We start from the raw sequence: 25,353 nt of genomic DNA, 5'->3' as shown, positions 1-25,353 counted from the left end.
GCAGAGGAATGTCGGGTTATCCACAGATTTTCAGGGCGACTCGCAACGATTTCGGCCTGAAACCGGCCCGGCCGTCGTTCAGCGAATCGCAACGCGGTCGAGCCCGCAATCTGCAAAACATTTTTTCATTCACGCCAGCGTAAGCACTGCTGCCGGACCGTTTCGTTCAGCGATTTTTCCTGTTTGAAAACGGTTCTCAACCACGATGCATCGTTCACGCGCGCCTTCGCCAGCGCACCGATCTCGTCGAGCGCCGCGCGCGAACCGAGCGCGGCCGCATGCGGCGCGATCCGGTCGAGCGTGTCGAGGATGTCTTCCGCGATCGTGCGGCGTTCACCCGTCTGAGGATTCACGCAGGTGCCCTCGAGCCCGAAGCGGCACGCTTCGAAACGATTGAACGTATAGACGAGGTAGTCGTCCTCCAACAGCTTCAACGGCCGGTCGGTCAGCAGGTAACGCGCGAGCGTCTGGATGTAGCAGGCGATCGCCGCCGCCCGATCGACCGACAGCGGCGTATCCATCACCCGCACCTCGATCGTCCCGTAGCCGGGCTTCGGGCGGATGTCCCAGTAGAAGTCCTTCATCGAGTTGACGACGCCCGTGTTCACCATCTTCATGAAGTACTCCTCGAAGCTGTCCCAGGTCAGCACGAACGGCGCGCGGCCCGACAGCGGGAACGCGAACACCGAATTCAGGCGTGCCGAATGGAAGCCCGTGTCGACGTTCTGCACGAACGGCGACGACGCGGACAGCGCGATGAAGTGAGGAATGAAGCGCGACATCGAGTGCAGCAGGAACAGCGCGCTGTCGGGATCGGGACAGCCGATGTGCACGTGCTGGCCGAACACGGTGAACTGTTTGGCCAGATAGCCGTACAGCTCGGAGATGTACTGGAAGCGCGGCGCATCGTAGATCTGCCGGTCGCTCCATTGCTGAAACGCGTGCGTGCCGCCGCCGGCGAGCCCGACGTTGAGCTGGTCGGCCGCCTTCACGAGCACGTCGCGGATCGCATGCAGCTCGCTGACCGCCTGCTCGTGCGAATGGCAGATGCCGGTCGACAGCTCGATCATGCTCTCGGTGATTTCCGGCGTGATGTTGCCCGGAAAGGTCTCGCCCTGGATCAGGCGCATCAGGTCGGATGCAGCCTTGGTCAGGTCGTAGTTGTGCGTGTTGACGACCTGGATCTCCAGTTCGACGCCGAACGTGAACGGTTCGGAATTGACGAAGGTTTCGAGTGCCATGGCAGGTTCCGGAATCAGTTGCTGTCGCTGCGTTCGCCGACCGCCGACAGGCAGCGGTAGACCACGAACGGGCTGACGAGCTGCAGGATCACGATCGTGCACATCACGATCGCGCGCAGGTGCGGGTCGAAATTCGGATAGAGCTGGTAGGTATCGTCGACGAGCAGGTACGACAGTGCGGACATCGGCGTCAGCGCGATGCCGAGCGCGACGCCCTGCTTCATCCCGATGCCGCTCGGCTTCGCGAACGCGACGACGCCGGCCAGCTTCGCGACAAGCCGCGTGACGATCAGCACGATCGAGAGCAGCCCGCCGAGTGCGATGTCGCCCCACGTGAACGACGTGAGCGTCAGCACGAACAGGACCACCGTCAGCAGCCAGCCGGCCGTGCCGAAATGCTCGGGCCACAGCTGCGGACGCGCTTCGAGGTTCTTCACGATGATGCCCGCGAGCAGCAGCGTGAGCAGCGTCGACAGCTTCAGCGCCTGTGCCACCGCGATCGCCAGCATCACGAGCCCGAACAGCGCGACGAACGAATGCTCGTCGCGCATCGTCGACGTCATGTGGCGGAACAGGAAATTGCACGAACGCGCGACGAGATACGCGACGATGAACGAACCGGCGATCAGGTAGAGCGGCTGCAGGATCGTCGCGAACACGTTGCCGTACGCTTCCTGGTGCAGCCAGCTCGTGACGAGCTTGGTCAGCACGATCGCGTACACGCTGTTGAGCGCCGTGAGCGTGATGAGGCGCTGCGACACCTGCCCTTCCGCGCGCAGTTCGGTCTTGAGCTGGATCACCATCGACGGCGACGTCGCGATCGCGATCGCCGACAGCACGAGCGCGACCATTCCCGACACGCCGAGCGCAAGCATCACGAACAGCACGAGCACGAACGTCAGCGTGGCTTCCGCGAGACTCGACGCGACGAGCCACGGATTGCGCCGGATCCAGCGCAGGTCGAGGCGGCTGCCGAGCTCGAACAGCAGCAGGCCGAGCGCGACGTCGATCAGCAGCCGCGACGTTTCGTCGGTGCTTGCGTCGATCACGCCGAATCCGAACGAACCGGCGACGAGGCCGATTACCGCATAACCGGTGATGCGCGGCAGGCGCCATGCGCGATAGCACAGTTCGCCACACAGGCCGGCCGCGAACAGCGCGAGCCCGGCCCAGAACACGGCATCCGGCGCGAGCGGCCAGTTGGGCAGAAATGAGAACGCCGACTTCATCGTGGTGACTTCTCCTTTGGAAGCAACCGCCAGCGACGCGGGGTCGAGCGTCAGAAATGGATGCGCGCCGGCTGGGTATCGCCCCGAATGTGATTGTTGTGGTCGACGACGGCGGGACATGGGGTCCGCCTGTTCCGCCATCCGGCGGAAAGTCGCACAGGTTGCCGATCTGGATTGTCGGCCTGGTGTGTGAACGGACTGCGCAGTCTCGAAGATTCAGATTCGAAATCGTGCCGACCGTTCCATTGAAGCTTGTCCGGCGCCTGGCCGGACGAACGCGAAGGAAACCGATTGTGCCACAGCTTTTTCGGTCTGGAACCCATTGAATACGACTCGCGGCGCTGTGCGGCACCACAGGTCTTTGGTTTCAAAGGTTTACTTGTATATATACGTAGTAGAAGTTAACAAAGGACGCACAGTTCTGTGGATAACTTCGGTTTACGCTGATGGATCAACGTGTTGGCGAAACCATAACCCGTTGCACAGGCTGTTCGTGCACAGAAGTTTGAGATGAGCAACTTTGGGGCCGCCTCACAGCTGTGCCGAGTTGCCCAGTTTACGTCCACTGTGATTACACACGAAGTGCGTGTGGATTTCGCAAGGTTATCCACAGCACCGGGTGGATAACCTTGCGCGGGGAAATCAGGAAACTGTGAGCGATTCGCGCGGCCGGTCAGCCGGCCGAACCGATGCGGCGTGCGCGCAGTGCGCGGATCAGGAAGCGTGCGGGATCGACGGCTTCGGCGAGTTCGCGCTCGAGCGGCCATGGCTCGCCTTCGAGTTGCGATGCGATCAGTTCGGCGCCAAGCGCGGCCCACACGAGGCCGCGCGAGCCAAAGCCGAATGCGCCGTAGAGGCCGGGCGTGCGCGGCAGGTCGCGCGCCTTTGCGCCGCTCAGCGCGCGTGCGTTCGCGACGGCCTGCGCTTCGTCCGCGAGCGGGCCGATCAGCGGCAGACGATCGGCGACGACCCAGCGGAATGCAACGCGGCCGCGCAGCGTGCCGAGATCCGGAACGTCGCCGATCAGGCCCGGCAGCAGGTGCCGCACGCGGTCGAGGTTTTCGACGTGGCCGGCCGCGCGCATCGCCGGATCGACGTCGTCGGGTTCGAATGTCGCGCCGATCAGCAGCGTGCCGTCGTCGAGCGGCACTGCGTAACCGTCGCCGATCGCCGGGCACGGCAGCGACGATGCACTGCCGGCAGGCAGCAGCGTGAGCTGGCCGCGCACCGGTTGCAGCACGACATGCTGCAGCCCCGCGAGACGCACGGCGTCGCCCGCGTTCGCAAGCACGACGACGGGCGCTTCGGCCAGCGTGCCGCCCGTCGAATCAAGCGCATGCCATGTGTCGCCCCGCCGCTCGAGCCGCGCGACGCCGGTAGACGCGAGCAAGCGCACGCGTTCGCCGGCCGCCGTGCATTGCGCCGCGCACAGCCCGGCCGGCCAGACGGCGCCGCCGTGCGGAAACAGCAGGCCGCCATGCGCGACCGGCAGGTTCAGATGTGCGCGCGCGGCATCGGTATCGAGCAGCGATGCATAGTCGGACGGTGCGCCGAACGCATCGAATGCGTCGCGCATCCGCGCGAAGTCGCCGGCCGATTCGGCGAGATGGATCATCCCGTGCGTGCTGCGCGCGAACGCATGGCCCGAGCGTTCGAGTGCGCGCCAGCGTGCGATCGCGTGCAGGAAGCCGCTGCGCGTGAGCCGGCTTGCGACGTTGTCGTCGCGCGTCATCAGCGGATGGAATACGCCGGCCGGATTGCCCGACGCTTCGCTCGCGATCCGTTCGTGCCGCTCGATCAGCGTGACGTCCCAGCCGCGCGCGGCCAGGCGTTCGACGACCGCGCAGCCGGCCAGGCCCGCGCCGATCACGATCGCGCGGCGCGCCGCAACGGGCAGTGCGCGCGGCGGCTCGTGCCGGCGCGCACGCCAGCGCGGCGCATATTCGCCGACGAGCGAATCGTCGACTTCACGATACGTGAAACCCGATTCGCCGAGTGCGTGTTTCACGGCGCCGGAATTCGCATGCGTTGCAAACGTCGCGCCTTCGCCGGCGATTTTCGCGAGCGCACGAACCACGTCGGTCGCGCGGAGATCCGCGTCGTTCGACGACGTGAAGCCGTCAAGATGGAACGCATCGGCGCGCGCGACGAGCTTGGTCAGCATGTCGACGGCATCGCCGAACGCGAGCGTGAGCACCACGCGCCCTGCGTCGAATTCCAGCCGGTGCAGGCCCGGCACGAGCATCGGCCAGGCGTCGACCAGTGCGTCGACGTCGGCCGATATGGTTGTGTTCGCAACGATGTGCGAAACCGCGCGGCGCAGGTCGTCGCGCGAGAACGGATGCGGCTCGACTGCGACGAAATGCAGCCGCTCGCAGCGCGCCGGATCGTCGCGCCACGCGCCCCATGTCGCGAGGAAGTGGCTGCCCGCGCCGAATCCCGTCGCGACGATCGTGAATGTGCGGCGGCCTTGCCAGCGCGCCGGCAGCCCGTTGCCGGAGACGCACAGGTGATGCGCAAGCGCACCTGATGCGCCGCGATGGAGGTCGCCGTACTCGGGCGAAGCGAGCGTGCCGTCGTCGCGAAGCGCGAGCGTGGCGGGAACAAGTCGGTCGGGCATGCGAAACAAAAAACGTGGCAGCCAAGCCTGGCAAGGGATTGCGCGAGGTCGTCCGAGCGGCCGTTGGAAAAAGCCAACGGGGCCGCGCACGGGCGGACCGCGCTGCGTATCCTGTCCGGTTGGCGCAGGTCAAAAAACTGGCAATCGACGATTCATTCGGCGAAATACTGATGAAAATCTTTGAAACCCTTGTCGTTATTGGGTTTGCGCTGCGCTATCATAGCAACGCCGTACCGCGGGGTGGCCGCCGGCAAGCCGGAGGGCGCGTCGCGCGGGCCAGGATTCGGCGCTGTGTCGTCGGAGTCTGACTCTCGACGGCACGGTTCGCGCACGTATAATCGGCGCGTTCGCGCTGTTCGTGTCAACCTAACCTGATAAAGGAACCTTAATGAACAAACAGGAACTGATCGACGCCGTCGCCGCCCAAACGGGCGCCAGCAAGGCTCAAACCGGCGAAACGCTGGACACGCTGCTCGAAGTCATCAAGAAGGCCGTGTCGAAGGGTGATGCGGTTCAGCTGATCGGCTTCGGCAGCTTCGGTTCGGGCAAGCGCGCAGCACGTACGGGCCGCAACCCGAAGACCGGCGAAACCATCAAGATCCCGGCAGCCAAGACGGTCAAGTTCACGGCTGGCAAGGCGTTCAAGGACGCCGTCAACAAGCGTTAAACCAGCGCCTGTTCCAGAAAAAACCCGCCTTTCGGCGGGTTTTTTGTTGGGCGCGCGCGGCATTTTCGCCACAGTCCGCGCCGCTCTTGCAAGATTTAACGGTTGTTTTTACAAGCCGTTACCGAGCCGTCAGGCGTGCACGATTTGCGTGTCGCCGTGATCGTCGTCGTCGTGCGAATCGACATCCCACGCCGGGAACGGATCGTCGAACGCGCTCCATCCCGCCGCGCCGACGGCGAATTCCGCATCGGTCAGCAGGCACGCGTCGAGTTTCTCGCGCCATGCATCGGCATCGAGCGCGATGCCGATCAGCACGAGTTCCTGCCGGCGATCGCCGACCGTGCGATCGTCGAGATCGCCGTGCCATTCGGCGCGGATTTCGGCGAGCAGCTCGTCGTCGTCCGGCCATTCCGCGCGATCCTGCGCGGCCCACCAGAGACCCGCCGGGCCATGCCGGCATACGCCGCCCGCCTGCGACAGCGAGCCCGCGATGTCGTTGCGCGTCGCGAGCCAGAAGAAGCCCTTGCTGCGCAGCACGCCCGGCCACTCCTGGTGCAGCAGCGCCCAGAGTCGTGCCGGATGGAACGGCCGGCGCGCGCGGTAAACAAAATTGCCGATCCCGAATTCGTCGGCTTCGCCGTGCACGTGCGCATGATGTTCGTCATGGCATTCGGGGTCGTCGCAATGCGTGTGATCGTGATCGAGCGACGCGAGCCAGCCCGGCGCATTCGCGGCTTCGTCGAAATCGAAGCGGCCCGTGTTCAGTACTTCGTCGAGCGGCACGTTGCCGAACGTCGACACGACCTGATGCGCGCGCGGATTGAGCCGCGCGAGGATGTGCTGCAGGCGCGCGAGTTCGTCCGCGCCGACGAGGTCGGCCTTGTTGATCACCAGCACGTCGCAGAATTCGATCTGCTCGATCAGCAGTTCGACGAGCGTGCGATCGTCTTCTTCCGATGCGGCGATGCCGCGCGTCGCGAGTGCGTCGTCGGAGCCGTAGTCGCGCAGGAAGTTGTACGCATCGACCACGGTGACGAGCGTGTCGAGCCGCGCGATTTTCGACAGCGACTCGCCGTCGTCGTCGACGAACGTGAAGGTTTCGGCGATCGGCATCGGCTCAGCGATACCGGTCGATTCGATCATGATCGCGTCGAAGCGGCCTTCGGACGCGAGATTGCGAATCTCGACGAGCAGGTCGTCGCGCAGCGTGCAGCAGATGCAGCCGTTCGACATTTCGACGAGGCGTTCCTCCACGCGCGACAGCGCCTGAGCGTCGCGCACGAGCGACGCGTCGATGTTGACCGCCGCGAGATCGTTGACGATCACGGCGACTTTCAGGCCCGCACGGTTCGCGAGGACGTGATTGAGCAGCGTGGTCTTGCCGGCGCCGAGGAAGCCGGACAGCACGGTGACGGGCAACGGCTGGTTCATTGCGGTACACACCAACGGAAAAGATGAAAAAGCGGCCGCGGCGCCCTTCCGGGGCGCGATCGGCCCGCGGACGGGCGAACCTGCGGCGTGAGCCCGCATTGTGCATCAAACGCGCGCCGGGCGGCCGGCGCCGCGTCAGGCCGCGATGCGGCGCGACGTCATGGCGCGGGCGGCAGCAGCTTCCATTGCGTCAGGATGCCGGCGATCTGCCGCGCGTACTTGTCGCGCAGCGACGGCGTTTCGGAATGGTAGGCGCCGACGGCCTGCCACGTGTTGCCGTAGCGGTTCATCTTCTGTTTCAGATGCCACGCGGCGATGTACACGTTCTTGCATGGTTCCATCAGCGTGCCGCGGTCGATCCCGTAGCGCGACAGCGTCGACAGGTGAACCGAATTGATCTGCATCAGGCCGTAGTCGATCGAGCCGTTCGTGTTCTTGTTCAGCGCGCCGGGCCGGTTACGCGATTCCTGCCACGCGATCGCGCGCAGGATCAGCGGATTGACCTGCTGGTATCTGGCCGCCTCGTCGAAACAATCCGCGCGAGCGTTTGCGCTGGCGAACCACACGCCGGCGGCAATCCACGCAATCGAAGCGAACCGTCTGTTCATGGGGCGAAAATGAAAAGGAATTGTGCGAGGATCGGGAAAACCCGTGCCTGTTATTCGTGCGGCGAGAAACTTGTCGCACGTATCATACCGACAGTCCGTCAGGTTGCGACATGCGGAAATACGACAGCCGGGTTATACCGCATTTCCGTGTCGATTCATCGCGAAACGGGGGCGATGGCCGGCATGCCGGTATGGCGCGGAATCTTACATATCACATACGACTCGCCCGATACATGTCGTATGTGAGACAGTCTTCGGATCAATGTGATATTTCGGACATGAAAAACTGCTAATGTCGCCTTTTTCGGACTTGGATCCCAGCACTACCGCCGGAAGCGGCCTGAGCCGGCATCGACCCATTCATCCATGACAAGAAATCGCTTCGTTATGCGGCGCATTGCCACGACCCTCGTCGTCGCCGGCATCATCGTCTCGCAGGCCGCCTACGCTCAGGTCACGCTCAACTTCGTGAATGCGGATATCGACCAGGTCGCGAAGGCGATCGGCGCCGCAACCGGCAAGACCATCATCGTCGACCCCCGTGTGAAGGGGCAGCTCAACCTCGTTGCCGAACGTCCGGTGCCGGAAGACCAGGCGCTGAAGACGCTGCAGTCGGCGCTGCGCATGCAGGGCTTCGCGCTCGTGCAGGATCACGGCGTGCTGAAGGTCGTGCCCGAGGCCGACGCGAAGCTGCAGGGCGTGCCGACCTATGTCGGCAATGCGCCGCAGGCGCGCGGCGACCAGGTGATCACGCAGGTGTTCGAGCTGCACAACGAATCGGCGAACAACCTGCTGCCCGTGCTGCGGCCGCTGATCTCGCCGAACAACACGGTGACGGCCTACCCGGCGAACAACACGATCGTCGTGACCGACTATGCGGACAACGTGCGCCGCATCGCGCAGATCATCGCGGGCGTCGACAGCGCCGCGGGCGCGCAGGTGCAGGTCGTTCCGCTGCGCAACGCGAACGCGATCGACCTCGCCGCACAGTTGCAGAAAATGCTCGATCCGGGCGCGATCGGCAACAGCGATGCAACGCTGAAGGTGTCGGTCACGGCCGACCCGCGCACCAACTCGCTGATGCTGCGCGCGTCGAGCGCATCGCGCCTCGCGGCCGCGAAGCGCCTCGTACAGCAGCTCGATGCGCCGAGCGCGGTGCCCGGCAACATGCACGTCGTGCCGCTGCGCAACGCCGATGCGGTGAAGCTCGCGAAGACGCTGCGCGGGATGCTCGGCAAGGGCGGCAACGACAGCGGCTCGTCGGCGTCGTCCAACGATGCGAACAGCTTCAACCAGAGCGGCGGCTCGTCGTCGAGCGGCAACTTCTCGACCGGGTCGTCCGGCACCCCGCCGCTGCCGTCGGGCGGCCTCGGCGGTTCGTCGTCCTCGTCGTCGTACGGCGGCACGTCCGGCAGCGGCGGACTCGGCTCCGGCGGCCTGCTTGGCGGCGACAAGGAAAAGAGCGACGACAACCAGCCGGGCGGGATGATCCAGGCCGATGCGGCGACCAACTCGCTGATCATCACCGCGTCCGATCCGGTTTACCGGAACCTGCGCTCGGTGATCGACCAGCTCGACGCGCGGCGTGCGCAGGTCTATATCGAAGCGCTGATCGTCGAGCTGAACTCGACGACGCAGGGCAACCTCGGCATCCAGTGGCAGGTGGCGAGCGGCCAGTTTCTCGGCGGCACGAACCTGAACCCCGGGCTGGGCCTGGGCAACAGCATCGTCAACCTGACGGCGGGCGGCGTGACCAACGCCGCCGGCGGGATCACCGGAGGCGGGCTGGCTTCCAATCTCGGGGCGTTGAGCCAAGGCCTCAACATCGGCTGGCTGCACAACATGTTCGGCGTACAGGGGCTTGGCGCGTTGCTGCAGTATTTCGCGGGCGTGAGCGACGCGAACGTGCTGTCGACGCCGAACCTGATCACGCTCGACAACGAGGAAGCGAAGATCGTCGTCGGCCAGAACGTGCCGATCGCGACCGGTTCGTATTCGAACCTGACGAGCGGTACGACGAGCAATGCGTTCAATACCTACGACCGTCGCGACGTCGGCCTGACGCTGCACGTGAAGCCGCAGATCACCGACGGCGGGATCCTGAAGCTGCAGCTCTACACGGAGGATTCGGCGGTCGTCAGCGGTACCACCAACGCGCAGACCGGCCCGACCTTCACGAAGCGCTCGATCCAGTCGACGATCCTGGCGGACAACGGCGAGATCATCGTGCTCGGCGGTTTGATGCAGGACAACTACCAGGTGTCGAACAGCAAGGTACCGCTGCTTGGCGACATCCCGTGGATCGGCCAGTTGTTCCGTTCGGAATCGAAGCAGCGCCAGAAGACCAACCTGATGGTGTTCCTGCGCCCGGTGATCATCTCCGACCGCAGTACCGCACAGGAAGTCACGGCCAACCGCTACGACTACATCCAGGGCGTGACGGGCGCGTACAAGTCGGACAACAACGTGATTCGCGACAAGGACGACCCGATCGTCCCGCCGATGCCGCTCGGCCCGAGCCAGGGTGGCACGCCGGCAGGGAACCTGTTCGATCTCGACAAGATGCGCCGCCAGCAGGTGCAGCGTCAGGTCGTGCCGGTTCCGGCCCAGCCGTTGCCGGAGCAGACGCCCGCTCAGCCGCAGAGCGGGCCGCAGCAGGCGGTGCCGCAACAGCCGCTGACCGCTCCGGGAGCCTCGCAGTGAGCGACATGCTCGCGTCTTCCGCCCACGACGGCGCGCCGGGCGACCGGCAGCCGCCGTCGCCGCTTGCCGCGCGCCTGTTGCCGTACGGCTTCGCGAAGAGCGGCCAGGTGCTGATCGCGCACCAGCTCGACGACACGCTCGAGGTGTGGATCAGCGAACGCACGAGCGACGCCGCGCTCGCGGAGATCGCGCGCAACTTCGGCTCGATTTCCGTGCACCGCGTGCCGGCCGACGAGCTTGCGCAGGCGATCAACCAGGCCTACTCGCGTCATGACGGCAGCGCCGCGCAGGTGGTCGGCGAGGTCGAAGGCGAAGTCGACCTGTCGCGGCTGATGCAGGACATCCCGGAAGTCGAGGATCTGCTCGAATCGGAAGACGACGCGCCGATCATCCGGATGATCAACGCGCTGCTCACGCAAGCGGCGCGCGAACAGGCATCGGACATTCACATCGAGCCGTTCGAGAATTCGTCCGTCGTGCGTTTTCGCGTCGACGGCACGCTGCGCGACGTCGTGCGCCCGAAGAAGGCGCTGCACGGCGCACTGATCTCGCGGATCAAGATCATGGCGCAGCTCGACATCGCGGAGAAACGGCTGCCGCAGGACGGCCGCATCACGCTGCGCGTCGGCGGCCGGCCGGTCGACGTGCGCGTGTCGACGCTGCCGACCGGGCACGGCGAGCGCGCGGTGCTGCGCCTGCTGGAAAAGGATGCGAAGCGCCTGAATCTCGAAGCGCTCGGGATGGGCCGCGACACGCTCGTCCAGTTCGACAAGCTGATTGCGCGACCGCACGGCATCGTGCTCGTCACGGGCCCGACGGGCTCGGGCAAGACGACGACGCTGTATGCGTCGATGTCGCGGCTCGAAACCGCGACGACCAACATCATGACCGTCGAGGATCCGATCGAATACGACCTCGGCGGCATCGGCCAGACGCAGGTGAACGAGCGGATCGGGATGACCTTTGCCCGTGCGCTGCGCTCGATCCTGCGCCAGGATCCGGACGTGATCATGATCGGCGAAATCCGCGACCTCGAAACCGCGCAGATCGCGGTGCAGGCGTCGCTGACGGGCCACCTCGTGCTCGCGACGCTGCACACGAACGATGCGGCATCGGCCGTCACGCGTCTGACCGACATGGGCGTCGAGCCGTACCTGCTCGCATCGTCGCTGCTCGGCGTGCTCGCGCAGCGCCTGGTGCGGCAGCTCTGCCCCGTCTGCAAGGAAGAGCGGCACGAGGATGGCCGCACGCTGTGGCATCCGGTCGGCTGCGACAAGTGCGGGCATTCGGGCTACGCGGGCCGGCGCGGTGTATACGAACTGTTGCTGGTCGACGATACGATCCGCTCGCTGATCCATCGCAATGCGGCCGACGCGGAGATTCTGGCCACCAGCCGCGCGGAAGGGATGCGCACGCTGCGCGACGACGCCGAACGCTGGCTGACCGCCGGCGCGACGTCGCTCGAGGAAGTGCTGCGCGTGACGGGAGGCGCATAGCGCGATGCCGGCATTCCGTTTCGAAGCGATCGATGCGGCGGGACACGCGCAGAAAGGCGTCATCGATGCCGACAGCGCGCGTTCCGCGCGCGGCCAGTTGCGCACGCAGGGGCTCACGCCGCTCGTCGTCGAGCCGGCCGCCAGCGCGACGCGCGGCGCGCGTACGCAGCGGCTCGCGTTCGGCCGCAAGCTGTCGCAGCGCGAACAGGCGATCCTCACGCGCCAGCTCGCGAGCCTGCTGATCGCGGGGCTGCCGCTCGACGAGGCGCTCGGCGTGCTGACCGAGCAGACCGAACGCGACTACATCCGCGAACTGATGGCCGCGATCCGCGCCGAGGTGCTCGGCGGCCATTCGCTCGCGAATGCGCTGGGCCAGCATCCGCGCGATTTTCCGGAAATCTACCGCGCGCTCGTCGCGGCGGGCGAGCACACGGGCAAGCTCGGCATCGTGCTGTCGCGCCTGGCCGACTACATCGAGCAGAGCAACGCGCTGAAGCAGAAGATCCTGCTGGCCTTCACGTATCCGGGCATCGTCACGCTGATCGCGTTCGGCATCGTCACGTTCCTGCTGAGCTACGTGGTGCCGCAGGTCGTCAACGTGTTTGCGAGCACGAAACAGCAGTTGCCGATCCTCACGGTCGTGATGATGGCGCTGTCGGAATTCGTGCGGCACTGGTGGTGGGCGATCCTGATCGTGGTCGCGCTCGTCGTGTGGTTCGTGAAGGCGACGCTGTCGCGCGCCGGGCCGCGGCTCGCGTTCGACCGCTGGGTGCTGACCGCGCCGCTCGCGGGCAAGCTCGTGCGCGGCTACAACACGGTGCGCTTCGCGAGCACGCTCGGCATCCTCACCGCGGCCGGCGTGCCGATCCTGCGCGCGCTGCAGGCGGCTGGCGAGACGCTGTCGAACCGCGCGATGCGCGCGAACATCGACGACGCGATCGTGCGCGTGCGTGAAGGCTCCGCGCTGTCGCGCGCGCTGAACAACGTGAAGACGTTTCCGCCGGTGCTCGTGCACCTGATCCGTTCCGGCGAAGCGACGGGCGACGTGACGACGATGCTGGATCGCGCGGCCGAAGGCGAAGCGCGCGAGCTCGAACGCCGCACGATGTTCCTGACGAGCCTGCTCGAGCCGCTGCTGATCCTGGCGATGGGCGGCATCGTGCTCGTGATCGTGCTGGCCGTGATGCTGCCGATCATCGAGCTGAACAACATGGTGCAGTGACGGCCTGACCAGTTGGTGAGGCCGTCGCCGTTCAGCGCATGTAGATCGCGGGGGACGGCGTGTTCGCCGGGAGCTGGATTTCGGCGCGGGCGCCGTTGCGGTCGACGATGATCGAGCGGGGGCGGACTTCGGCGAGCTTCGCGCCGGGCGCGACCTCGGCACCGAGCGACACGGCGCGCGGCGGTTCGCCGCCGATGCCGATGATCGCGGCGGCGCCGCGCTGGAGCGCGAGGATGCCGAACAGGTGGATGTCCTGCACGGGATTCTTGTCGAGCTGACCGCCGAAGAGCGCCGCGGCGTCCTCGGTGCGGATCGGCGGCCGCGCGGCGGCGGCGGGCAGCGGCGCTTCGCGGGCCGACAGCGTGACGACCCAGTAGGTGGCCGTCGCGCACAAACCCGCGAAGAGGGCTAGGGAAAGGATCCGGATCGAGAGCGCGTTCATGCGCGCTATTGTACGGATGTATATGAAATTTGCGTTGGGTGAAAGCCCTCGGCGACGCGCGCCTTACAATGCGTGCTCCGCGCCCGCGGGTCCGGAAGGTTGCTGTCAGGTAATCGTCCGGTGCGCCGGGTGCGTCACTCAATCGACGACATTTTTTGGAAAGAGGTAGTCAGTCATGCAAACGTGGATCACTCGCCGCAACGCGGCCGTGCGTCGTCAGCGCGGTTTCACGCTGATCGAGATCATGGTGGTGGTCGCGATCCTCGGGATCCTGGCGGCGCTGATCGTGCCGAAGATCATGAGCCGCCCGGACGAGGCGCGCCGCATCGCCGCGAAGCAGGACATCGGCACGATCATGCAGGCGCTCAAGCTGTACCGTCTCGACAACGGCCGTTATCCGACCCAGGAACAGGGCCTGAACGCGCTGATCCAGAAGCCGTCCACCGATCCGATCCCGAACAACTGGAAGGACGGCGGCTACCTCGAGCGCCTGCCGAACGATCCGTGGGGTAACGGGTACAAGTACCTGAATCCGGGCGTGCATGGCGAGATCGACGTGTTCAGCTACGGGGCCGACGGCAAGGAAGGCGGCGAGAGCAACGACTCCGACATCGGTTCGTGGCAATAAGCCGGCGCTGATCGTCCCGACGCTTCGTTCCCGCTCTTCATGCTCGCCATTCGCACGACTTCCCGCCGCGGCCGCGATTGCCGTGCGCATCGCGGCACGGCGCCGTCCGTGTCGGCGCGCGCCGATGGCGGGCCGATGAGGCACGGCGTGCGGCGTTCGCGCTCGCTCGCGCGCGGCTTCACGCTGCTCGAAATGCTGGTCGTGCTCGTGATCGCGGGGCTGCTCGTGTCGCTCGCGTCGCTGTCGCTGACGCGCAATCCGCGCACCGACCTGCGCGAGGAAGCGCAGCGCATCGCGCTGCTGTTCGAGACCGCCGGCGATGAAGCGCAGGTGCGCGCGCGCCCGATCGCGTGGCAACCGACCGCGCACGGCTTCCGTTTCGACGTGAGCTCGCCCGACGGCTGGCGCACGCTGCGCGACGACCTGCTGCGCCCGCGCGACTGGGATGGCGGCGTCACGGGCGCCGACATCGACTACCCGGGCTCCGACACGCGCGCGAACCGCATCGTGTTCGGCACCGAGAGCGTCGACACGCCGGTGCGCGTGACGCTGCATTCGGCCGTCGGCAGCGCGACGATCGTCGGCACCGGCAACGGCCGCTACGAGGTGCAATGACGATGCGTCGTCGCCTGCCCTTCCCCGTTTCTTCGTCGCGCGGCTTCACGATGATCGAGGTGCTGGTCGCGCTCGCAATCATCGCGGTCGCGCTCGCCGCGTCGATCCGCGCGGTCGGCACGATGGCGACCAATGCATCCGAACTGCACCGCCGGCTGCTGGCCGGCTGGAGCGCCGACAATGCGCTCGCGCAGCTACGGCTCACGCACGCGTGGCCGCAGGTCGGCGACCAGAGTTTCGACTGTTCGCAAGGCAACGTGCAGCTCGTCTGCACGCAGAGCGTGAGCGCCACGCCGAACCCCGTGTTCCGGCGCGTCCGGGTTTCGGTGAGCATGCCCGGGCGCTCCGGCGTGCTCGCGCAGATGGTGACGGTGGTCGCGAATGAAACCAGCCGTCCGCTCTGACGCGCCGATGCGGCGCCCGCACGCGCGCTCCGCCCGGGGCTTCACGCTGATCGAGCTGATGATCGCGATCGCGATCCTCGCGGTGGTCGCCATCCTCGCGTGGCGCGGGCTCGACCAGGTCATGCGCGGCCGCGACAAGGTGGCGTCCGCGATGGAAGACGAGCGCGTCTTCGCGCAGATGTTCGACCAGATGCGCATCGACGCGCGGCTTGCCGCGACCGACGACGAGGCCGGCCAGCCGGCGATCGGCGTCGCCGGCAATACGCTGCAGATCGTTCGCGAATTCGACGTGCCGGGCGCGGCGCCGCGGCTGCAGGTGGTCCGCTACCGGATCGCCGGCGGGCGCGTCGTGCGCTATGCGTCGCCGCCGCTCGACGATGCGAACCGGCTGCAAGGCGTGCTGAAGGACAGCAGCGTCGAAGGCTGGAGCTGGGTCGCGCTGATGGGCGGCGTCGGCGCGATCGACGCGAAGCTGTACGTGCCGCGCGTGGGCTGGACCACCAACCTGCAGACAGCCGACGACGCGCTCGCGCAGAACAACGATGCGCTCAAGGTGCCGCAGATCGGCAACGCGCCGCCGCCGCGCGCGGTGACGGGGCTGCAGGTCAGCATCGGCGCGACGTCGCTGCGCGTGCCGGTCACGCGCGTGTTCCTCGTCGGGGAATGACGATGCGCGCGCGCTCTCACCGTCCGCTCACCATCAACCGCGCTGCCGCGCGCGCGCATGCACGCGGCCGCCAGCGCGGCGCCGCGATCATCACCGCGCTGCTCGTCGTCGCGCTGTCGGCGATCCTCGTCTCGGGGATGCTGTGGCGCCAGCAGGTGCAGATCCGCCGCATCGAGAACCAGCGCGTGATCGCGCAGGCGCAGTGGGTCGCGCGCGGCGCGCTCGACTGGACGCGGATGATCCTGCGCTCCGAAGGCGATACGGCGCCCGGCATCACGTATCTCGGCGGGATCTGGGGCGTGCCGATCGCGAAGACGAAGCTGTCGGACTTCCTTGGCCGGATCGGCGCGCCCAACGACAACGGCGGCGAAGACACCTATCTCTCCGGCTCGATCGAGGACGCGCAGGCGAAGTTCAACCTGCGCAACCTCGTGTCGTCGCCGGCGCCCGGCGTGCTGCAGTTGAACGTCACGCAGCTGCAGGCGTTCCAGCGCCTGCTGACGACGCTCGGCTACGACGGCGCGTTCGCGAAACGCATCGCGTTGCAGGTGCGCGCGGGCCTGCTGCATTCGGCGACACGCTTCCAGATGCCGACGCTGCCCGGCGGCGGCGGCACGGCGCCGGCCACTGCGCCGGTAACCAGCGACCAGCAGACCGGCGGCTTCACCGACGATCCCGGCATGTCCGGCGGCGACCGCGGGCCCGCGCCGCTGATGATGACGAGCGTCGACAGCCTGCTCGACGTCGACGGTGTGACGCCCGAGATGGTCGCGCGGCTGCGCCCGTTCGTCACCGTGCTGCCGACCACGACGCCCGTGAACATGAACACCGCGCCGGCCGAGGTGATCGCGGCGCTCATGCCGGGGATGAGCGTGTCGTCCGCGCAGGCGCTGGTGTCGCGCCGCGAGACCGTGTTTTTCCGCAACGTCGGCGACGTGCAGCTCGCGCTGCGCGGCGCCGGCGCGCCGAACGTGACGCTCGACTCGAGCCTCGTCGACGTCAATTCGAGCTATTTCATCGTGCATGGCCGGATCCAGCACGAACGTGCGGAGGTCGACCGCACGTCGCTCGTGTATCGTGATCCGACCACGCACTCGACGCGGGTCGTGCGTATCCGCGACCAGCTATAACGACGCCATTCGGGAGAGGAGCTCTTGTGAGCACGTTGATTGTTTCTTTGCCGCCGCGCGAGCCTGCCGTGCCGTTGCAGGAATGGCAGTGGCCCGAGCTGCCGTTCACGCTCGTCGACAAGGCCGGCCAGGTGCAGCGCGCGGGCCGCGCCGCGCTCGCGCTGCTGCCGCGCGCGAATGCGACGGTGCTGATCGTCGCCGCGCGCGACGTGCTGCTGCTGGCCGCGAAGGTGCCGCCGCTCAAGGGGCCGAAGCTGCGCCAGGCGCTGCCCAACATCGTCGAGGATCAGCTGATCCAGGATCCGCTCGGCTGCCACATCGCGCTCGATCCGGCCGCGCTGCCCGACGGGCGCCGCGTGCTGGCCGTGGTCGATCGCGCGTGGTTCCGCGCGATCTGCGACGCGTTCGCGGCGGCCGGCCACCGGCACCTGAGCGCGGTGCCCGCGACCCGCTGCCTGCCGGCGCCGCGCACGTCGGCCGAAACGGCTTCCGCCGCGCCGGTCGACGGTGAAGCGGCCGTCGCGGCCGATGCCGCGCTTGTCGCGGACGCCGTCGAGCCGCCCGCCCGCCCGGCGACGGTCGCCGCCGTGCTCGGGCTCGCGACGGCGGTCGAACCGGCGCTCGTCGAAGCCGGCGCGCTGCCGGCCGCGGCCGGTGCGCCGCGCCTCGAACTCGCGGTTGCGCGCGGTGCGCTCGGCGAAGGCTTCGCGGCGCCCGCGTCGCGCGCGGCCGGCACGCTGGCCGCGCTCGCGGGCGGCGGCGACGTCGAACTGTACGAACTCGGCGAGCCGGGCGCGGAGCCGCGGCTCGCGTCGGTCGGCCGCACCGACGGCCCGCTGCTGCCGGGCGCCGCGCCGCTGTCGTTCGACACGTTCGCGCGGCGTGCGCTAACCGAGCGTTTCGATCTGTGCCAGTTCGAATTCGAGTCGCAGCCGTGGCGCTTCGACCGCGCGACGGTGAAGCGCCTGCGCGTGCCGATCGCACTCGCCGCGGCGACGCTCGGCGTCGCGGTGATCGGGATGAACCTGCACTGGTGGAAGCTGTCGCGCGAGCGCGATGCGCTGTCCGCGCAGATCACCGAAACGCTGCTGTCCGCATTCCCGAAGACGACGACGGTGCTCGATCCGCCCGCGCAGATGCAGCGCCAGCTCGATCAGTTGCGCCTGGCGGCCGGCGAGCTGTCGCCGAACGATTTCCTCGCGCTGGCGAGCGGGTTGACGCGCTCGATGGGCGCGCTGCCGCTGAACGGCATCGCGTCGCTCGACTATCACGACCGGCGGCTCGACGTCGGCTTCAAGCCGGAGGTCAAGGTCGATCCCGATTTCACGCAGCGCCTCGCGCGCAACGGACTGTCCGGCGAAGTCGACAGCAACACGGGCAAATGGACGATCCGGAGCCGCTCATGAAGACGGAACAACTGAACCAGACGCTGACCCAGTTCTGGGGCGAGCGCTCGCAGCGCGAGAAGATGCTGCTCGGCTGGGGCGGCGCCGTGCTGGCGGTCGCGATCGCGTATTCGGTGCTGTGGTCGCCCGCGCAGGAAGGCCGCGCACGGATCCAGCGCGAGCTGCCGACGATGCGCCGCGAACTCGCGCAGATGACCGCGCAGGCGAACGAGGCGAAGTCGCTGACGGCCGCCGCGCAGGGCGTCGCGCCGACCGGCCTGGCGCTGAAGGACGCGCTGACCGCGTCGCTGTCCGATCACGGGCTGCAGGGTGCGCAGGTGCAGATCGTCGGCAACGGCGTGCAGATCCAGATGAAGAACGTGTCGTTTCCGGTGTGGACGCAGTGGCTCGACGATGCGCGCCGTCAGTTCAAGGTGCAGGTCGGCGAGGCACACGCGACCGCGCTGAAGGACGACGGCCAGGTCGACCTGACGGCCGTGATGCAACCGTCGACGCAGAAATGACGCAGTGGATGACGCAAGCGGCGGTCGGCCGATGAGGCCATGGACGAAGCGGCTCGCCGCAGCATTGCCGTGGGTACTGGCGGGCGGACTGGCGACGGCGGTGACGCTCGTCGCGCTCGCGCCGGCCGCGTGGATCGCGCCGCAGTTCGCGCGTGCGACCGGCGCTCACGTGAATCTCGTCGATCCGGACGGGTCGCTGTGGCACGGCTCGGGCACGCTGATGCTCGCGCCGGGCGCCGACCAGAGCGCGGCGACGCTGCTGCCGGGCCGGGTCGAATGGACTACGGGCTTCTGGCCGCTGCTGACCGGGCGCGTGCAGATGCGCATGCGCCAGACCGAGGCGATGCCCGATGCCGTCACGCTCGATGCGACGTGGCGCGGCGCGGTGCTGTCGGCGGGCACGATGGCCGTGCCCGCGTCGCTGCTCGCGGGGCTCGGCACGCCGTTCAACACGCTCGACCTGCAGGGCGACGTGCGGCTCGGCTGGACCGACTGGCGCCTGTTCGGCAACAACGCGTTCGGCCAGTTGACGGTGACGATCGACTCGATGAGTTCGCGCGTGTCGCGCGTGAAGCCGCTCGGTTCGTACCGCGCGGTGCTGCAGGCGAAGGGGGCGGGCGCCGATCTCGACCTGTCGACGACGCAGGGCCCGCTGTTCCTCGACGGACACGGCAGCTTCGGCCCAGGCCAGGGATCGTTCCGCGGCACCGCGCATGCGGCGCCCGAGCAGCAGGCGAACCTCGCGGGGCTGCTGAACCTGCTCGGTCACCCGATCGGGAACAACGAGGTGTCGCTGATCTTCGGCGACGCGATGCGCTGACGCGCGCGTTGGCCTCCCCTCTCCTTACTTCTGCGCAAGCGGCGCGGCGGCCGACGACGCGGTTGCCGCGGGCGCGGGCGCCGGCGCAGCGATGTCGCCCGTTTCGCGCGTCATGTCCGACGCATCCCAGCCGCCGCCGAGCGCCTTCACGAGCCCGACCGACGACACCATCCGCTGCCCGGCGATCGTCGCGAGCTTCTGCTGCGCGGTGAACGCGGTGGTCTGCGCGGTCAGCACGTTCAGATATGCGACCGTGCCGGCCTTGTACTGGTTCGTGACGATCGCGAGCGAGTGTTCGGCGCTGTCGACGGCCTGCCGCTGCACGTCGATTTCCTGCGCGAGGATGCGTTGCGACGCGAGGTTGTCCTCGACGTCCTGGAATGCGGTGAGCACCGCGAGGCGATACGCGGCGACGTCCTGGTCGTAGGTCGCGCGCGCGGCGTCGGTCTGCGCGGCGCGCAGCCCCGCGTCGAACAGCGTGGCCGCGAGTTGCGGGCCGACCGTCCAGAAACGCGCCGGCAGCGTGAACAGCTGCGACCACACCGAACTCTGGAAGCCGCCGGTGGCCGACAGCGTGAGCGTCGGGAAGAATGCGGAAATCGCGACGCCGATCTGTTCGTTCGCGGCGGCCGCGCGGCGTTCGGCGGCCGCGATGTCGGGCCGGCGCTCGAGCAGCGCGGACGGCACGTCGACCGGCGTGATCGGCGGCTCGGCCGCGAGCGGGTTCGGCGGCAGCGAGAAGGTCGACGCCGGTTCGCCGATCAGCGTTGCGATCGCATGCTCATACTGCGCGCGTGCGACGCCGTTGTCGATCGACGCCGCCTGCGCACTCTGCAGTTGCGTCTGCGCCTGGATCACGTCCGCGCGCGCGGCGACGCCCTGCGCATACTGGTTCTGCGTGAGTTTCAACGACTGTTCGTATGACTTCACGGTGTCGTCGAGCAGCTTTTGCAGCGCATCGGACGTGCGCAGCTGGAAATAGGTTTGCGCGAGCAGCGCCTGCTGCGACAGCCGCGCGTTCGCGAGATCGGCCGCTGCCGCCGCTTCGCCGGCGCGCTGCGCGCCGACGGTGCGGCTCACCTTGCCCCACAGGTCGGGCTCCCAGCTCGCGTCGAGGCCGACGCTGTAGCTGTTGCCGATCGATCCGGACGAGCCGCTGCCGAAACTCGACGACGAGCCCGACGACAGCGACGTGCGCGGCGTACGGGCGCGCGAGCCCGACGCGGTCAGCCCGACGGTCGGGAAATACGCGGCGCGCGCCTCGGTGACGAGCGCGCGCGCCTGCCGGTATGCGGCCGCCGATTGTGCGATGGTCTGGTTCGACGCGTTGAGCTTGCCGACCAGCGCATCGAGCTGCGGATCGTTGTAGACCGTCCACCACGGGCCGCGATCGGCGCGATCGGCGGGCTGCGCGACCTTCCAGCCGGCCGGCGCTTCCTTGAATGCGGCGGGAATCGACGTGTCGGGCCGGTGATAGTCGGGCCCGACGGCGCAGCCGGCGAGCAGCACGGCCGTCGCAACGGCGACGGCGGCGCTCAGCGGGCGAAGGGCGCGCGGGAGGGAGGCGTACGGCATCGTGGTTTTCCTGTCTGGGCGCGACGGCCGGCGAGCGGCGTCGCGCGATGCGGTCGTCATGCCGCTGGCGGACAAATGGTAACTGACGGCGGGGAAGCCGCGCAGCCCTAAGGGTACGGTGCGCGGCGGCCGGAATGTGTTACCGGTGCGAGCGGCCGGGTTACCGGCCATTACGGATCGCTTGCGGCAAGACAGGCGCGCGACGGCGGCCGCGGCCGGCAATCAGTCGGAACAGGCAGGACAGTCGGGAAAGCGGGAGCGACGGTGTCAGAGGCAGCGCACCGGCACCGGGACGGGCTCGGCGGCGGGCCGCCATGACGACGGCTCCGTCGCGGCCGGCTGGCTCGTGCGGCGTGCGCCGCCCTTCGCGTTGCGCTGCCGGCGATGATCGAACCATGCGAACCCGAGCGCCGCGAGCGAGCCGCCCGGCACCACCAGCATCGTCACGTACAGCGCGATCTTCCAGCCGCGGTGCGGCCCGGAAAACACATGATGAGCGGTATCGGTCAGGTTGCGGCGCAGCGCGCCGGCGGCATTTTTCAGGAACAGCATCGCGAACATCCTCGGGTGCCCGGCAGCGCGGGCGAATCGGTCAGAACATAGTCTCCGGCAGTGCAACATGCACGTCGTAACTGGTTGCCTCAAATAATATTGACTAAGCAATCATTTTTCAAGATACTGGGCGCGTTTTAACCCGAAACGCACTGTTGCTGCGTGCGCAATCGCATGACCGGCAGCCTCTACGATCCCGAGAACATCGCGCTGGAAACGAGCCTCGGCTATTACCTGTCGAAGGCGAAGCAGGCGCTCGTCGAGCGGATGGACCGCGCGCTCGAGCCGCTCGACCTCACCGCGCAGCAGATCGGCGTGATCCTGCTGCTGTCGCGCGGCTATGCGCGCACGCCGTTCGAGCTGTCCCGCAAGATGTCGTACGACAGCGGGTCGATGACACGCATGCTCGACCGGCTCGAACGCAAGGGGCTGGTCGCGCGCTCGCGCAGCGAGCAGGACCGCCGGATGATCGAGCTGACGCTGACCGAACGCGGCGCCGATGCGGCCCGCGCGCTGCCGTCGCTGATCGCGACCGCGCTCAACGCGCAGCTCGACGGTTTCTCGGCCGACGAACTCGCGACGCTCACCGGCCTGTTGCAGCGCTTCATCGCCAACGGGCCCGGCACGACCGGTTGCCCGAAGCCCGACGAACCGGACTGCTGATGCGCACGGAGGCCCCATGTCTAGGTTAAGCATTCGTTTATTTCTCTGTCTGGGCAGAAGATGACAAGGCACGCGCTGCGTTTCTTTCCTGATCCGTTCCACCCGGCCGGGCCGCGCTGCGTCGCGCACCCGTGCGTTGTGCCGGCGCGTCGCGCGCGCCGCGTCTAGGAGATTCCGATGTCCGCCACCACGGCATCTGCCGCCTCCCCCGCCGCCGAACCCGCGCCGCTGACCGGCGGCGCGCTCGCGCTGCTCACTGTCGGGCTCGCGCTCGGCACCTTCATGGAAGTGCTCGACACGTCGATCGCGAACGTCGCGGTGCCGACCATCTCGGGCAGCCTCGGCGTCGCGACGAGCGAAGGCACGTGGGTGATCTCGTCGTACTCGGTCGCGTCCGCGATCGCGGTGCCGCTGACCGGCTGGCTCGCGCGGCGGGTCGGCGAGGTGCGGCTGTTCACGCTGTCGGTGCTCGCGTTCACGGTCGCGTCGGCGCTGTGCGGCCTTGCGACCAACTTCGAGACGCTGATCGCATTCCGGCTGCTGCAGGGCCTCGTGTCGGGGCCGATGGTGCCGCTGTCGCAGACGATCCTGATGCGCAGCTACCCGCCCGCGAAGCGCGGGCTCGCGCTCGGGCTATGGGCGATGACGGTGATCGTAGCGCCTATCTTCGGCCCGCTGCTGGGCGGCTGGATCAGTGACAACTACACGTGGCCGTGGATCTTCTACATCAATTTGCCGATCGGCGTGTTCTCGGCGACCTGCGCGTACTTCCTGCTGCGCGGCCGCGAGACGAAGACGTCGAAGCAGCGGATCGACGCGGTCGGCCTCGCGCTGCTCGTGATCGGCGTGTCGTGCCTGCAGATGATGCTCGACCTCGGCAAGGACCGCGACTGGTTCAACTCGTCGTTCATCGTCGCGCTCGCGCTGATCGCGGTCGTGTCGCTCGCGTTCATGCTCGTGTGGGAGGCGACCGAGAAGGAGCCGGTGGTCGACCTGTCGCTGTTCAAGGACCGCAACTTCGCGCTTGGCGCGCTGATCATCTCGTTCGGTTTCATGGCGTTCTTCGGCTCGGTCGTGATCTTCCCGCTGTGGCTGCAGACGGTGATGGGCTACACGGCCGGCAAGGCCGGCCTCGCGACCGCGCCGGTCGGGCTGCTCGCGCTCGTGCTGTCGCCGCTGATCGGCCGCAACATGCACCGGCTCGACCTGCGGATGGTCGCGAGCTTCGCGTTCATCGTGTTTGCCGGCGTGTCGCTGTGGAACGCGACGTTTACGCTCGACGTGCCGTTCAACCACGTGATCCTGCCGCGGCTCGTGCAGGGGATCGGCGTCGCGTGCTTCTTCGTGCCGATGACGACGATCACGCTGTCGAGCATCTCCGACGAGCGGCTCGCGAGCGCGTCGGGGCTGTCGAACTTCCTGCGCACGCTGTCGGGCGCGATCGGCACCGCGGCCAGCTCGACGTTCTGGGAAAACGACGCGATCTACCACCATGCGCGGCTGTCGGAATCGGTGAGCGTCTACGCGCAGAACACGACCGACTACCAGGGCGCGCTCGCGCAGCTCGGCATCGTCGGGCAGACGGCCAATGCGCAGCTCAACCAGCTCGTCACGCAGCAGGGCTTCATGATGGCGACCAACGACTTCTTTCACCTGTCGGCGGTGATGTTCATCGCGCTCGCGGCGCTCGTGTGGATCACGAAGCCGAGGAAGGGCGCGGGGCCGGCGATGGGGCATTGAGCACGCGGCGGGCGATCATTGCGCCCGCCTTTTTCGCTTTATCTCCCGGCGTTGCCAGCCGTCACTCCCTCGCCCGCAACCCGCCGAACGCGAGATCGTCGACGGGCGCGACCGGCAGCGTCGCCCGCGCCACTTCCAGCCACGCGCGCGCCGCGTGCGACAGATACCCCTTCTTCAGCCAGCCGAGCGCGATCGCCCACGTGATTTCCGGCTCGACGATAGGCCGGCACGTGAACTGCCCCGCGTCGAGCCGCCGGCAGTACGGCTCGGGCAGCAGCGCGATGCCGACGCCCGCATGCACGAGCGCGGCCATGAAATCCCAATGGCCGCTGCGGCTCACGATCGACGGCGTGAAGCCGACCTTCCGGCACGCGTCGAGCACCGCGTCGTGCAGCGCGAGGCTTTCCGCATAGAACACGAACGACTCGCGCGCGAGATCCGCGAGCGGCACGGCCGCGTGATCCTCCCAGCGCGACTCGCGCGGCGCGACGAGCCACAGCGGCGCGCGCACCATCGGCAGCACGTCGAACGTGGCCGGATCGACCGGCTCCAGCAGCCCGCCCAACTCCAGCTCGCCCGACATCAGCGCCGCCTCGATCATCCGCGCGCCCTGCTCGAACAGCTTCAGCTCGATGTTCGGATAGCGCTGCTTGTACGCGGCGATGATCGGCGTGAACAGCGAGCCGCCAAGCGGCGGGATGCCGATCGTCAGCTCGCCGCGCCCGAGCGTGCCGAGATCGTTCAGCTCCGACTGCAGCTGCGCCTGCGCCGCGAGCACGTCCTGGCCGCGCTGGAACACGATCCGCCCCGCGTCGGTCAGCACCATCTGCCGGCCGTCGCGCAGCAGCAGCGGCGAACCGATCTCGTCCTCCAGCGCCTTCACCATCTTGCTGATGGTCGGCTGGGTCACGAACAGCTTGTCGGCCGCCGCGGTGAAGCTCTGCTGGCGGACCACCTCGACGAAGTACCGCAGCGCGCGCAATTCCATCGA

23 protein-coding genes are annotated in these 25,353 nt (G+C 67.6%); 14 read left to right on the top strand and 9 right to left on the bottom strand.

From position 1 onward, the window contains the following. Positions 1 to 125: 125 nt before the first annotated feature. From BT264_RS27585 to mnmC, 3 genes are all read right to left on the bottom strand, one after another. Positions 126 to 1,241 (bottom strand): YbdK family carboxylate-amine ligase, encoded by a 1,116-nt coding sequence (locus tag BT264_RS27585; RefSeq protein ID WP_072442630.1) that lies wholly within the window; start codon positions 1,239 to 1,241, stop codon positions 126 to 128. A 14-nt stretch (positions 1,242 to 1,255) separates the two neighbouring features. Beyond that, the gene (locus BT264_RS27580; protein ID WP_034183813.1) at positions 1,256 to 2,470 is read right to left on the bottom strand and encodes a cation:proton antiporter; all 1,215 of its coding nucleotides are present in this window, start codon (positions 2,468 to 2,470) and stop codon (positions 1,256 to 1,258) included. A gap of 673 nt (positions 2,471 to 3,143) precedes the next feature. Continuing rightward, positions 3,144 to 5,090 (bottom strand): bifunctional tRNA (5-methylaminomethyl-2-thiouridine)(34)-methyltransferase MnmC2/FAD-dependent 5-carboxymethylaminomethyl-2-thiouridine(34) oxidoreductase MnmC1, encoded by a 1,947-nt coding sequence (mnmC, locus tag BT264_RS27570; protein ID WP_072442626.1) that lies wholly within the window; start codon positions 5,088 to 5,090, stop codon positions 3,144 to 3,146. A 388-nt stretch (positions 5,091 to 5,478) separates the two neighbouring features. Between mnmC and BT264_RS27565 the strand changes: the two genes are divergently transcribed. Next, on the top strand, positions 5,479 to 5,757 hold the full coding sequence (locus BT264_RS27565; RefSeq protein ID WP_006401505.1) for an HU family DNA-binding protein: 279 nt from the start codon (positions 5,479 to 5,481) through the stop codon (positions 5,755 to 5,757). Between the two features lie 129 nt (positions 5,758 to 5,886). Here the strand turns inward: BT264_RS27565 and BT264_RS27560 are convergent, their stop codons facing one another. Together BT264_RS27560 and BT264_RS27555 are read right to left on the bottom strand one after the other, a co-directional pair. Then, a complete protein-coding gene (locus BT264_RS27560; protein WP_275557403.1) occupies positions 5,887 to 7,200 on the bottom strand; it encodes a GTP-binding protein in 1,314 nt (437 codons plus the stop codon). A gap of 146 nt (positions 7,201 to 7,346) precedes the next feature. Further along, positions 7,347 to 7,796 carry a lytic transglycosylase domain-containing protein gene (locus BT264_RS27555; protein WP_072442622.1) on the bottom strand — a complete coding sequence of 150 codons (450 nt, stop codon included), beginning with the start codon at positions 7,794 to 7,796 and terminating at the stop codon, positions 7,347 to 7,349. Positions 7,797 to 8,162: 366 nt separating this feature from the next. Between BT264_RS27555 and gspD the strand changes: the two genes are divergently transcribed. Genes gspD through gspF form a run of 3 tightly spaced genes read left to right on the top strand, consistent with a single transcriptional unit; the run spans position 8,163 to position 13,217 of the window. Then, complete coding sequence (gspD, locus tag BT264_RS27550; protein ID WP_072442620.1) at positions 8,163 to 10,499, top strand: type II secretion system secretin GspD; 2,337 nt, start codon at positions 8,163 to 8,165, stop codon at positions 10,497 to 10,499. Positions 10,500 to 10,504: 5 nt separating this feature from the next. Beyond that, positions 10,505 to 11,995: a type II secretion system ATPase GspE gene (gene gspE, locus BT264_RS27545; RefSeq protein ID WP_110281399.1), complete on the top strand. Its 1,491-nt coding sequence runs from the start codon at positions 10,505 to 10,507 to the stop codon at positions 11,993 to 11,995. A gap of 4 nt (positions 11,996 to 11,999) precedes the next feature. Next, positions 12,000 to 13,217, top strand: coding sequence for a type II secretion system inner membrane protein GspF (gene gspF, locus BT264_RS27540; protein WP_072442616.1), 1,218 nt, complete (start codon positions 12,000 to 12,002; stop codon positions 13,215 to 13,217). 31 nt (positions 13,218 to 13,248) lie between these two features. Here the strand turns inward: gspF and BT264_RS27535 are convergent, their stop codons facing one another. Further along, positions 13,249 to 13,659: a type II secretion system protein N gene (locus tag BT264_RS27535; protein WP_072442614.1), complete on the bottom strand. Its 411-nt coding sequence runs from the start codon at positions 13,657 to 13,659 to the stop codon at positions 13,249 to 13,251. A 175-nt stretch (positions 13,660 to 13,834) separates the two neighbouring features. Here BT264_RS27535 and gspG point away from each other — a divergent pair, with 175 nt between their 5' ends. From gspG to BT264_RS27495, 8 genes are read left to right on the top strand one after another with little or no spacing between them, the layout of a single operon-like run. Then, positions 13,835 to 14,287 (top strand): type II secretion system major pseudopilin GspG, encoded by a 453-nt coding sequence (gspG, locus tag BT264_RS27530; protein WP_006751354.1) that lies wholly within the window; start codon positions 13,835 to 13,837, stop codon positions 14,285 to 14,287. A 39-nt stretch (positions 14,288 to 14,326) separates the two neighbouring features. Beyond that, positions 14,327 to 14,902 carry a GspH/FimT family pseudopilin gene (locus tag BT264_RS27525; protein WP_072442612.1) on the top strand — a complete coding sequence of 192 codons (576 nt, stop codon included), beginning with the start codon at positions 14,327 to 14,329 and terminating at the stop codon, positions 14,900 to 14,902. Positions 14,903 to 14,904: 2 nt separating this feature from the next. Then, positions 14,905 to 15,306 (top strand): type II secretion system minor pseudopilin GspI, encoded by a 402-nt coding sequence (gspI, locus tag BT264_RS27520; protein ID WP_110281401.1) that lies wholly within the window; start codon positions 14,905 to 14,907, stop codon positions 15,304 to 15,306. Then, positions 15,284 to 15,973, top strand: coding sequence for a PulJ/GspJ family protein (locus BT264_RS27515; protein WP_083534217.1), 690 nt, complete (start codon positions 15,284 to 15,286; stop codon positions 15,971 to 15,973). The genes gspI and BT264_RS27515 overlap by 23 nt, the downstream gene beginning before the upstream one ends. Positions 15,974 to 15,975: 2 nt before the next feature. Further along, the gene (gene gspK / locus BT264_RS27510) at positions 15,976 to 17,103 is read left to right on the top strand and encodes a type II secretion system minor pseudopilin GspK (protein ID WP_072442713.1); all 1,128 of its coding nucleotides are present in this window, start codon (positions 15,976 to 15,978) and stop codon (positions 17,101 to 17,103) included. 26 nt (positions 17,104 to 17,129) lie between these two features. Further along, positions 17,130 to 18,509: a type II secretion system protein GspL gene (gene gspL / locus BT264_RS27505; RefSeq protein ID WP_072442606.1), complete on the top strand. Its 1,380-nt coding sequence runs from the start codon at positions 17,130 to 17,132 to the stop codon at positions 18,507 to 18,509. Beyond that, positions 18,506 to 19,012, top strand: coding sequence for a type II secretion system protein GspM (gspM, locus tag BT264_RS27500; protein WP_072442711.1), 507 nt, complete (start codon positions 18,506 to 18,508; stop codon positions 19,010 to 19,012). The genes gspL and gspM overlap by 4 nt, the downstream gene beginning before the upstream one ends. A gap of 31 nt (positions 19,013 to 19,043) precedes the next feature. Next, positions 19,044 to 19,832: a type II secretion system protein N gene (locus BT264_RS27495; RefSeq protein ID WP_072442602.1), complete on the top strand. Its 789-nt coding sequence runs from the start codon at positions 19,044 to 19,046 to the stop codon at positions 19,830 to 19,832. A gap of 24 nt (positions 19,833 to 19,856) precedes the next feature. On the opposite strand, the gene BT264_RS27490 is transcribed toward BT264_RS27495, so the two are convergent. After that, positions 19,857 to 21,407 carry an efflux transporter outer membrane subunit gene (locus BT264_RS27490; protein WP_072442709.1) on the bottom strand — a complete coding sequence of 517 codons (1,551 nt, stop codon included), beginning with the start codon at positions 21,405 to 21,407 and terminating at the stop codon, positions 19,857 to 19,859. A gap of 267 nt (positions 21,408 to 21,674) precedes the next feature. After that, positions 21,675 to 21,959, bottom strand: a complete 285-nt coding sequence (locus BT264_RS27480) for a multidrug ABC transporter ATPase (protein ID WP_083534219.1) — start codon at positions 21,957 to 21,959, stop codon at positions 21,675 to 21,677. A gap of 174 nt (positions 21,960 to 22,133) precedes the next feature. On the opposite strand from BT264_RS27480, the gene BT264_RS27475 reads away from it, so the two are divergent. Both BT264_RS27475 and BT264_RS27470 read left to right on the top strand, forming a co-directional pair. Further along, the gene (locus BT264_RS27475; RefSeq protein ID WP_072442598.1) at positions 22,134 to 22,622 is read left to right on the top strand and encodes a MarR family winged helix-turn-helix transcriptional regulator; all 489 of its coding nucleotides are present in this window, start codon (positions 22,134 to 22,136) and stop codon (positions 22,620 to 22,622) included. A gap of 177 nt (positions 22,623 to 22,799) precedes the next feature. After that, positions 22,800 to 24,362, top strand: coding sequence for a DHA2 family efflux MFS transporter permease subunit (locus BT264_RS27470; RefSeq protein WP_072442596.1), 1,563 nt, complete (start codon positions 22,800 to 22,802; stop codon positions 24,360 to 24,362). A gap of 61 nt (positions 24,363 to 24,423) precedes the next feature. On the opposite strand, the gene BT264_RS27465 is transcribed toward BT264_RS27470, so the two are convergent. Then, the gene (locus tag BT264_RS27465) at positions 24,424 to 25,350 is read right to left on the bottom strand and encodes a LysR family transcriptional regulator (RefSeq protein WP_072442594.1); all 927 of its coding nucleotides are present in this window, start codon (positions 25,348 to 25,350) and stop codon (positions 24,424 to 24,426) included. Positions 25,351 to 25,353 lie beyond the last annotated feature (3 nt).

The sequence above is a fragment of the Burkholderia sp. NFPP32 genome (genome assembly GCF_900119325.1).
In the GTDB taxonomy this organism is placed as follows: domain Bacteria; phylum Pseudomonadota; class Gammaproteobacteria; order Burkholderiales; family Burkholderiaceae; genus Burkholderia; species Burkholderia pyrrocinia_C.
Note: the sequence above shows the minus strand (reverse complement) of the source record. Positions and strands in the feature narration are given on the sequence as shown.

Excerpts from the sequence above, each read along its gene's own strand:
- BT264_RS27585 (WP_072442630.1), bottom strand. The coding sequence starts at position 1,241 with ATGGCACTCGAAACCTTCGTCAATTCCGAACCGTTCACGTTCGGCGTC.
- BT264_RS27580 (WP_034183813.1), bottom strand. The coding sequence starts at position 2,470 with ATGAAGTCGGCGTTCTCATTTCTGCCCAACTGGCCGCTCGCGCCGGAT.
- mnmC (WP_072442626.1), bottom strand. The coding sequence starts at position 5,090 with ATGCCCGACCGACTTGTTCCCGCCACGCTCGCGCTTCGCGACGACGGC.
- BT264_RS27565 (WP_006401505.1), top strand. The coding sequence starts at position 5,479 with ATGAACAAACAGGAACTGATCGACGCCGTCGCCGCCCAAACGGGCGCC.
- BT264_RS27555 (WP_072442622.1), bottom strand. The coding sequence starts at position 7,796 with ATGAACAGACGGTTCGCTTCGATTGCGTGGATTGCCGCCGGCGTGTGG.
- gspD (WP_072442620.1), top strand. The coding sequence starts at position 8,163 with ATGACAAGAAATCGCTTCGTTATGCGGCGCATTGCCACGACCCTCGTC.
- gspE (WP_110281399.1), top strand. The coding sequence starts at position 10,505 with ATGCTCGCGTCTTCCGCCCACGACGGCGCGCCGGGCGACCGGCAGCCG.
- gspF (WP_072442616.1), top strand. The coding sequence starts at position 12,000 with ATGCCGGCATTCCGTTTCGAAGCGATCGATGCGGCGGGACACGCGCAG.
- BT264_RS27535 (WP_072442614.1), bottom strand. The coding sequence starts at position 13,659 with ATGAACGCGCTCTCGATCCGGATCCTTTCCCTAGCCCTCTTCGCGGGT.
- gspG (WP_006751354.1), top strand. The coding sequence starts at position 13,835 with ATGCAAACGTGGATCACTCGCCGCAACGCGGCCGTGCGTCGTCAGCGC.
- BT264_RS27525 (WP_072442612.1), top strand. The coding sequence starts at position 14,327 with ATGCTCGCCATTCGCACGACTTCCCGCCGCGGCCGCGATTGCCGTGCG.
- gspI (WP_110281401.1), top strand. The coding sequence starts at position 14,905 with ATGCGTCGTCGCCTGCCCTTCCCCGTTTCTTCGTCGCGCGGCTTCACG.
- BT264_RS27515 (WP_083534217.1), top strand. The coding sequence starts at position 15,284 with ATGAAACCAGCCGTCCGCTCTGACGCGCCGATGCGGCGCCCGCACGCG.
- gspK (WP_072442713.1), top strand. The coding sequence starts at position 15,976 with ATGCGCGCGCGCTCTCACCGTCCGCTCACCATCAACCGCGCTGCCGCG.
- gspM (WP_072442711.1), top strand. The coding sequence starts at position 18,506 with ATGAAGACGGAACAACTGAACCAGACGCTGACCCAGTTCTGGGGCGAG.
- BT264_RS27495 (WP_072442602.1), top strand. The coding sequence starts at position 19,044 with ATGAGGCCATGGACGAAGCGGCTCGCCGCAGCATTGCCGTGGGTACTG.
- BT264_RS27490 (WP_072442709.1), bottom strand. The coding sequence starts at position 21,407 with ATGCCGTACGCCTCCCTCCCGCGCGCCCTTCGCCCGCTGAGCGCCGCC.
- BT264_RS27480 (WP_083534219.1), bottom strand. The coding sequence starts at position 21,959 with ATGCTGTTCCTGAAAAATGCCGCCGGCGCGCTGCGCCGCAACCTGACC.
- BT264_RS27475 (WP_072442598.1), top strand. The coding sequence starts at position 22,134 with ATGACCGGCAGCCTCTACGATCCCGAGAACATCGCGCTGGAAACGAGC.
- BT264_RS27470 (WP_072442596.1), top strand. The coding sequence starts at position 22,800 with ATGTCCGCCACCACGGCATCTGCCGCCTCCCCCGCCGCCGAACCCGCG.
- BT264_RS27465 (WP_072442594.1), bottom strand. The coding sequence starts at position 25,350 with ATGGAATTGCGCGCGCTGCGGTACTTCGTCGAGGTGGTCCGCCAGCAG.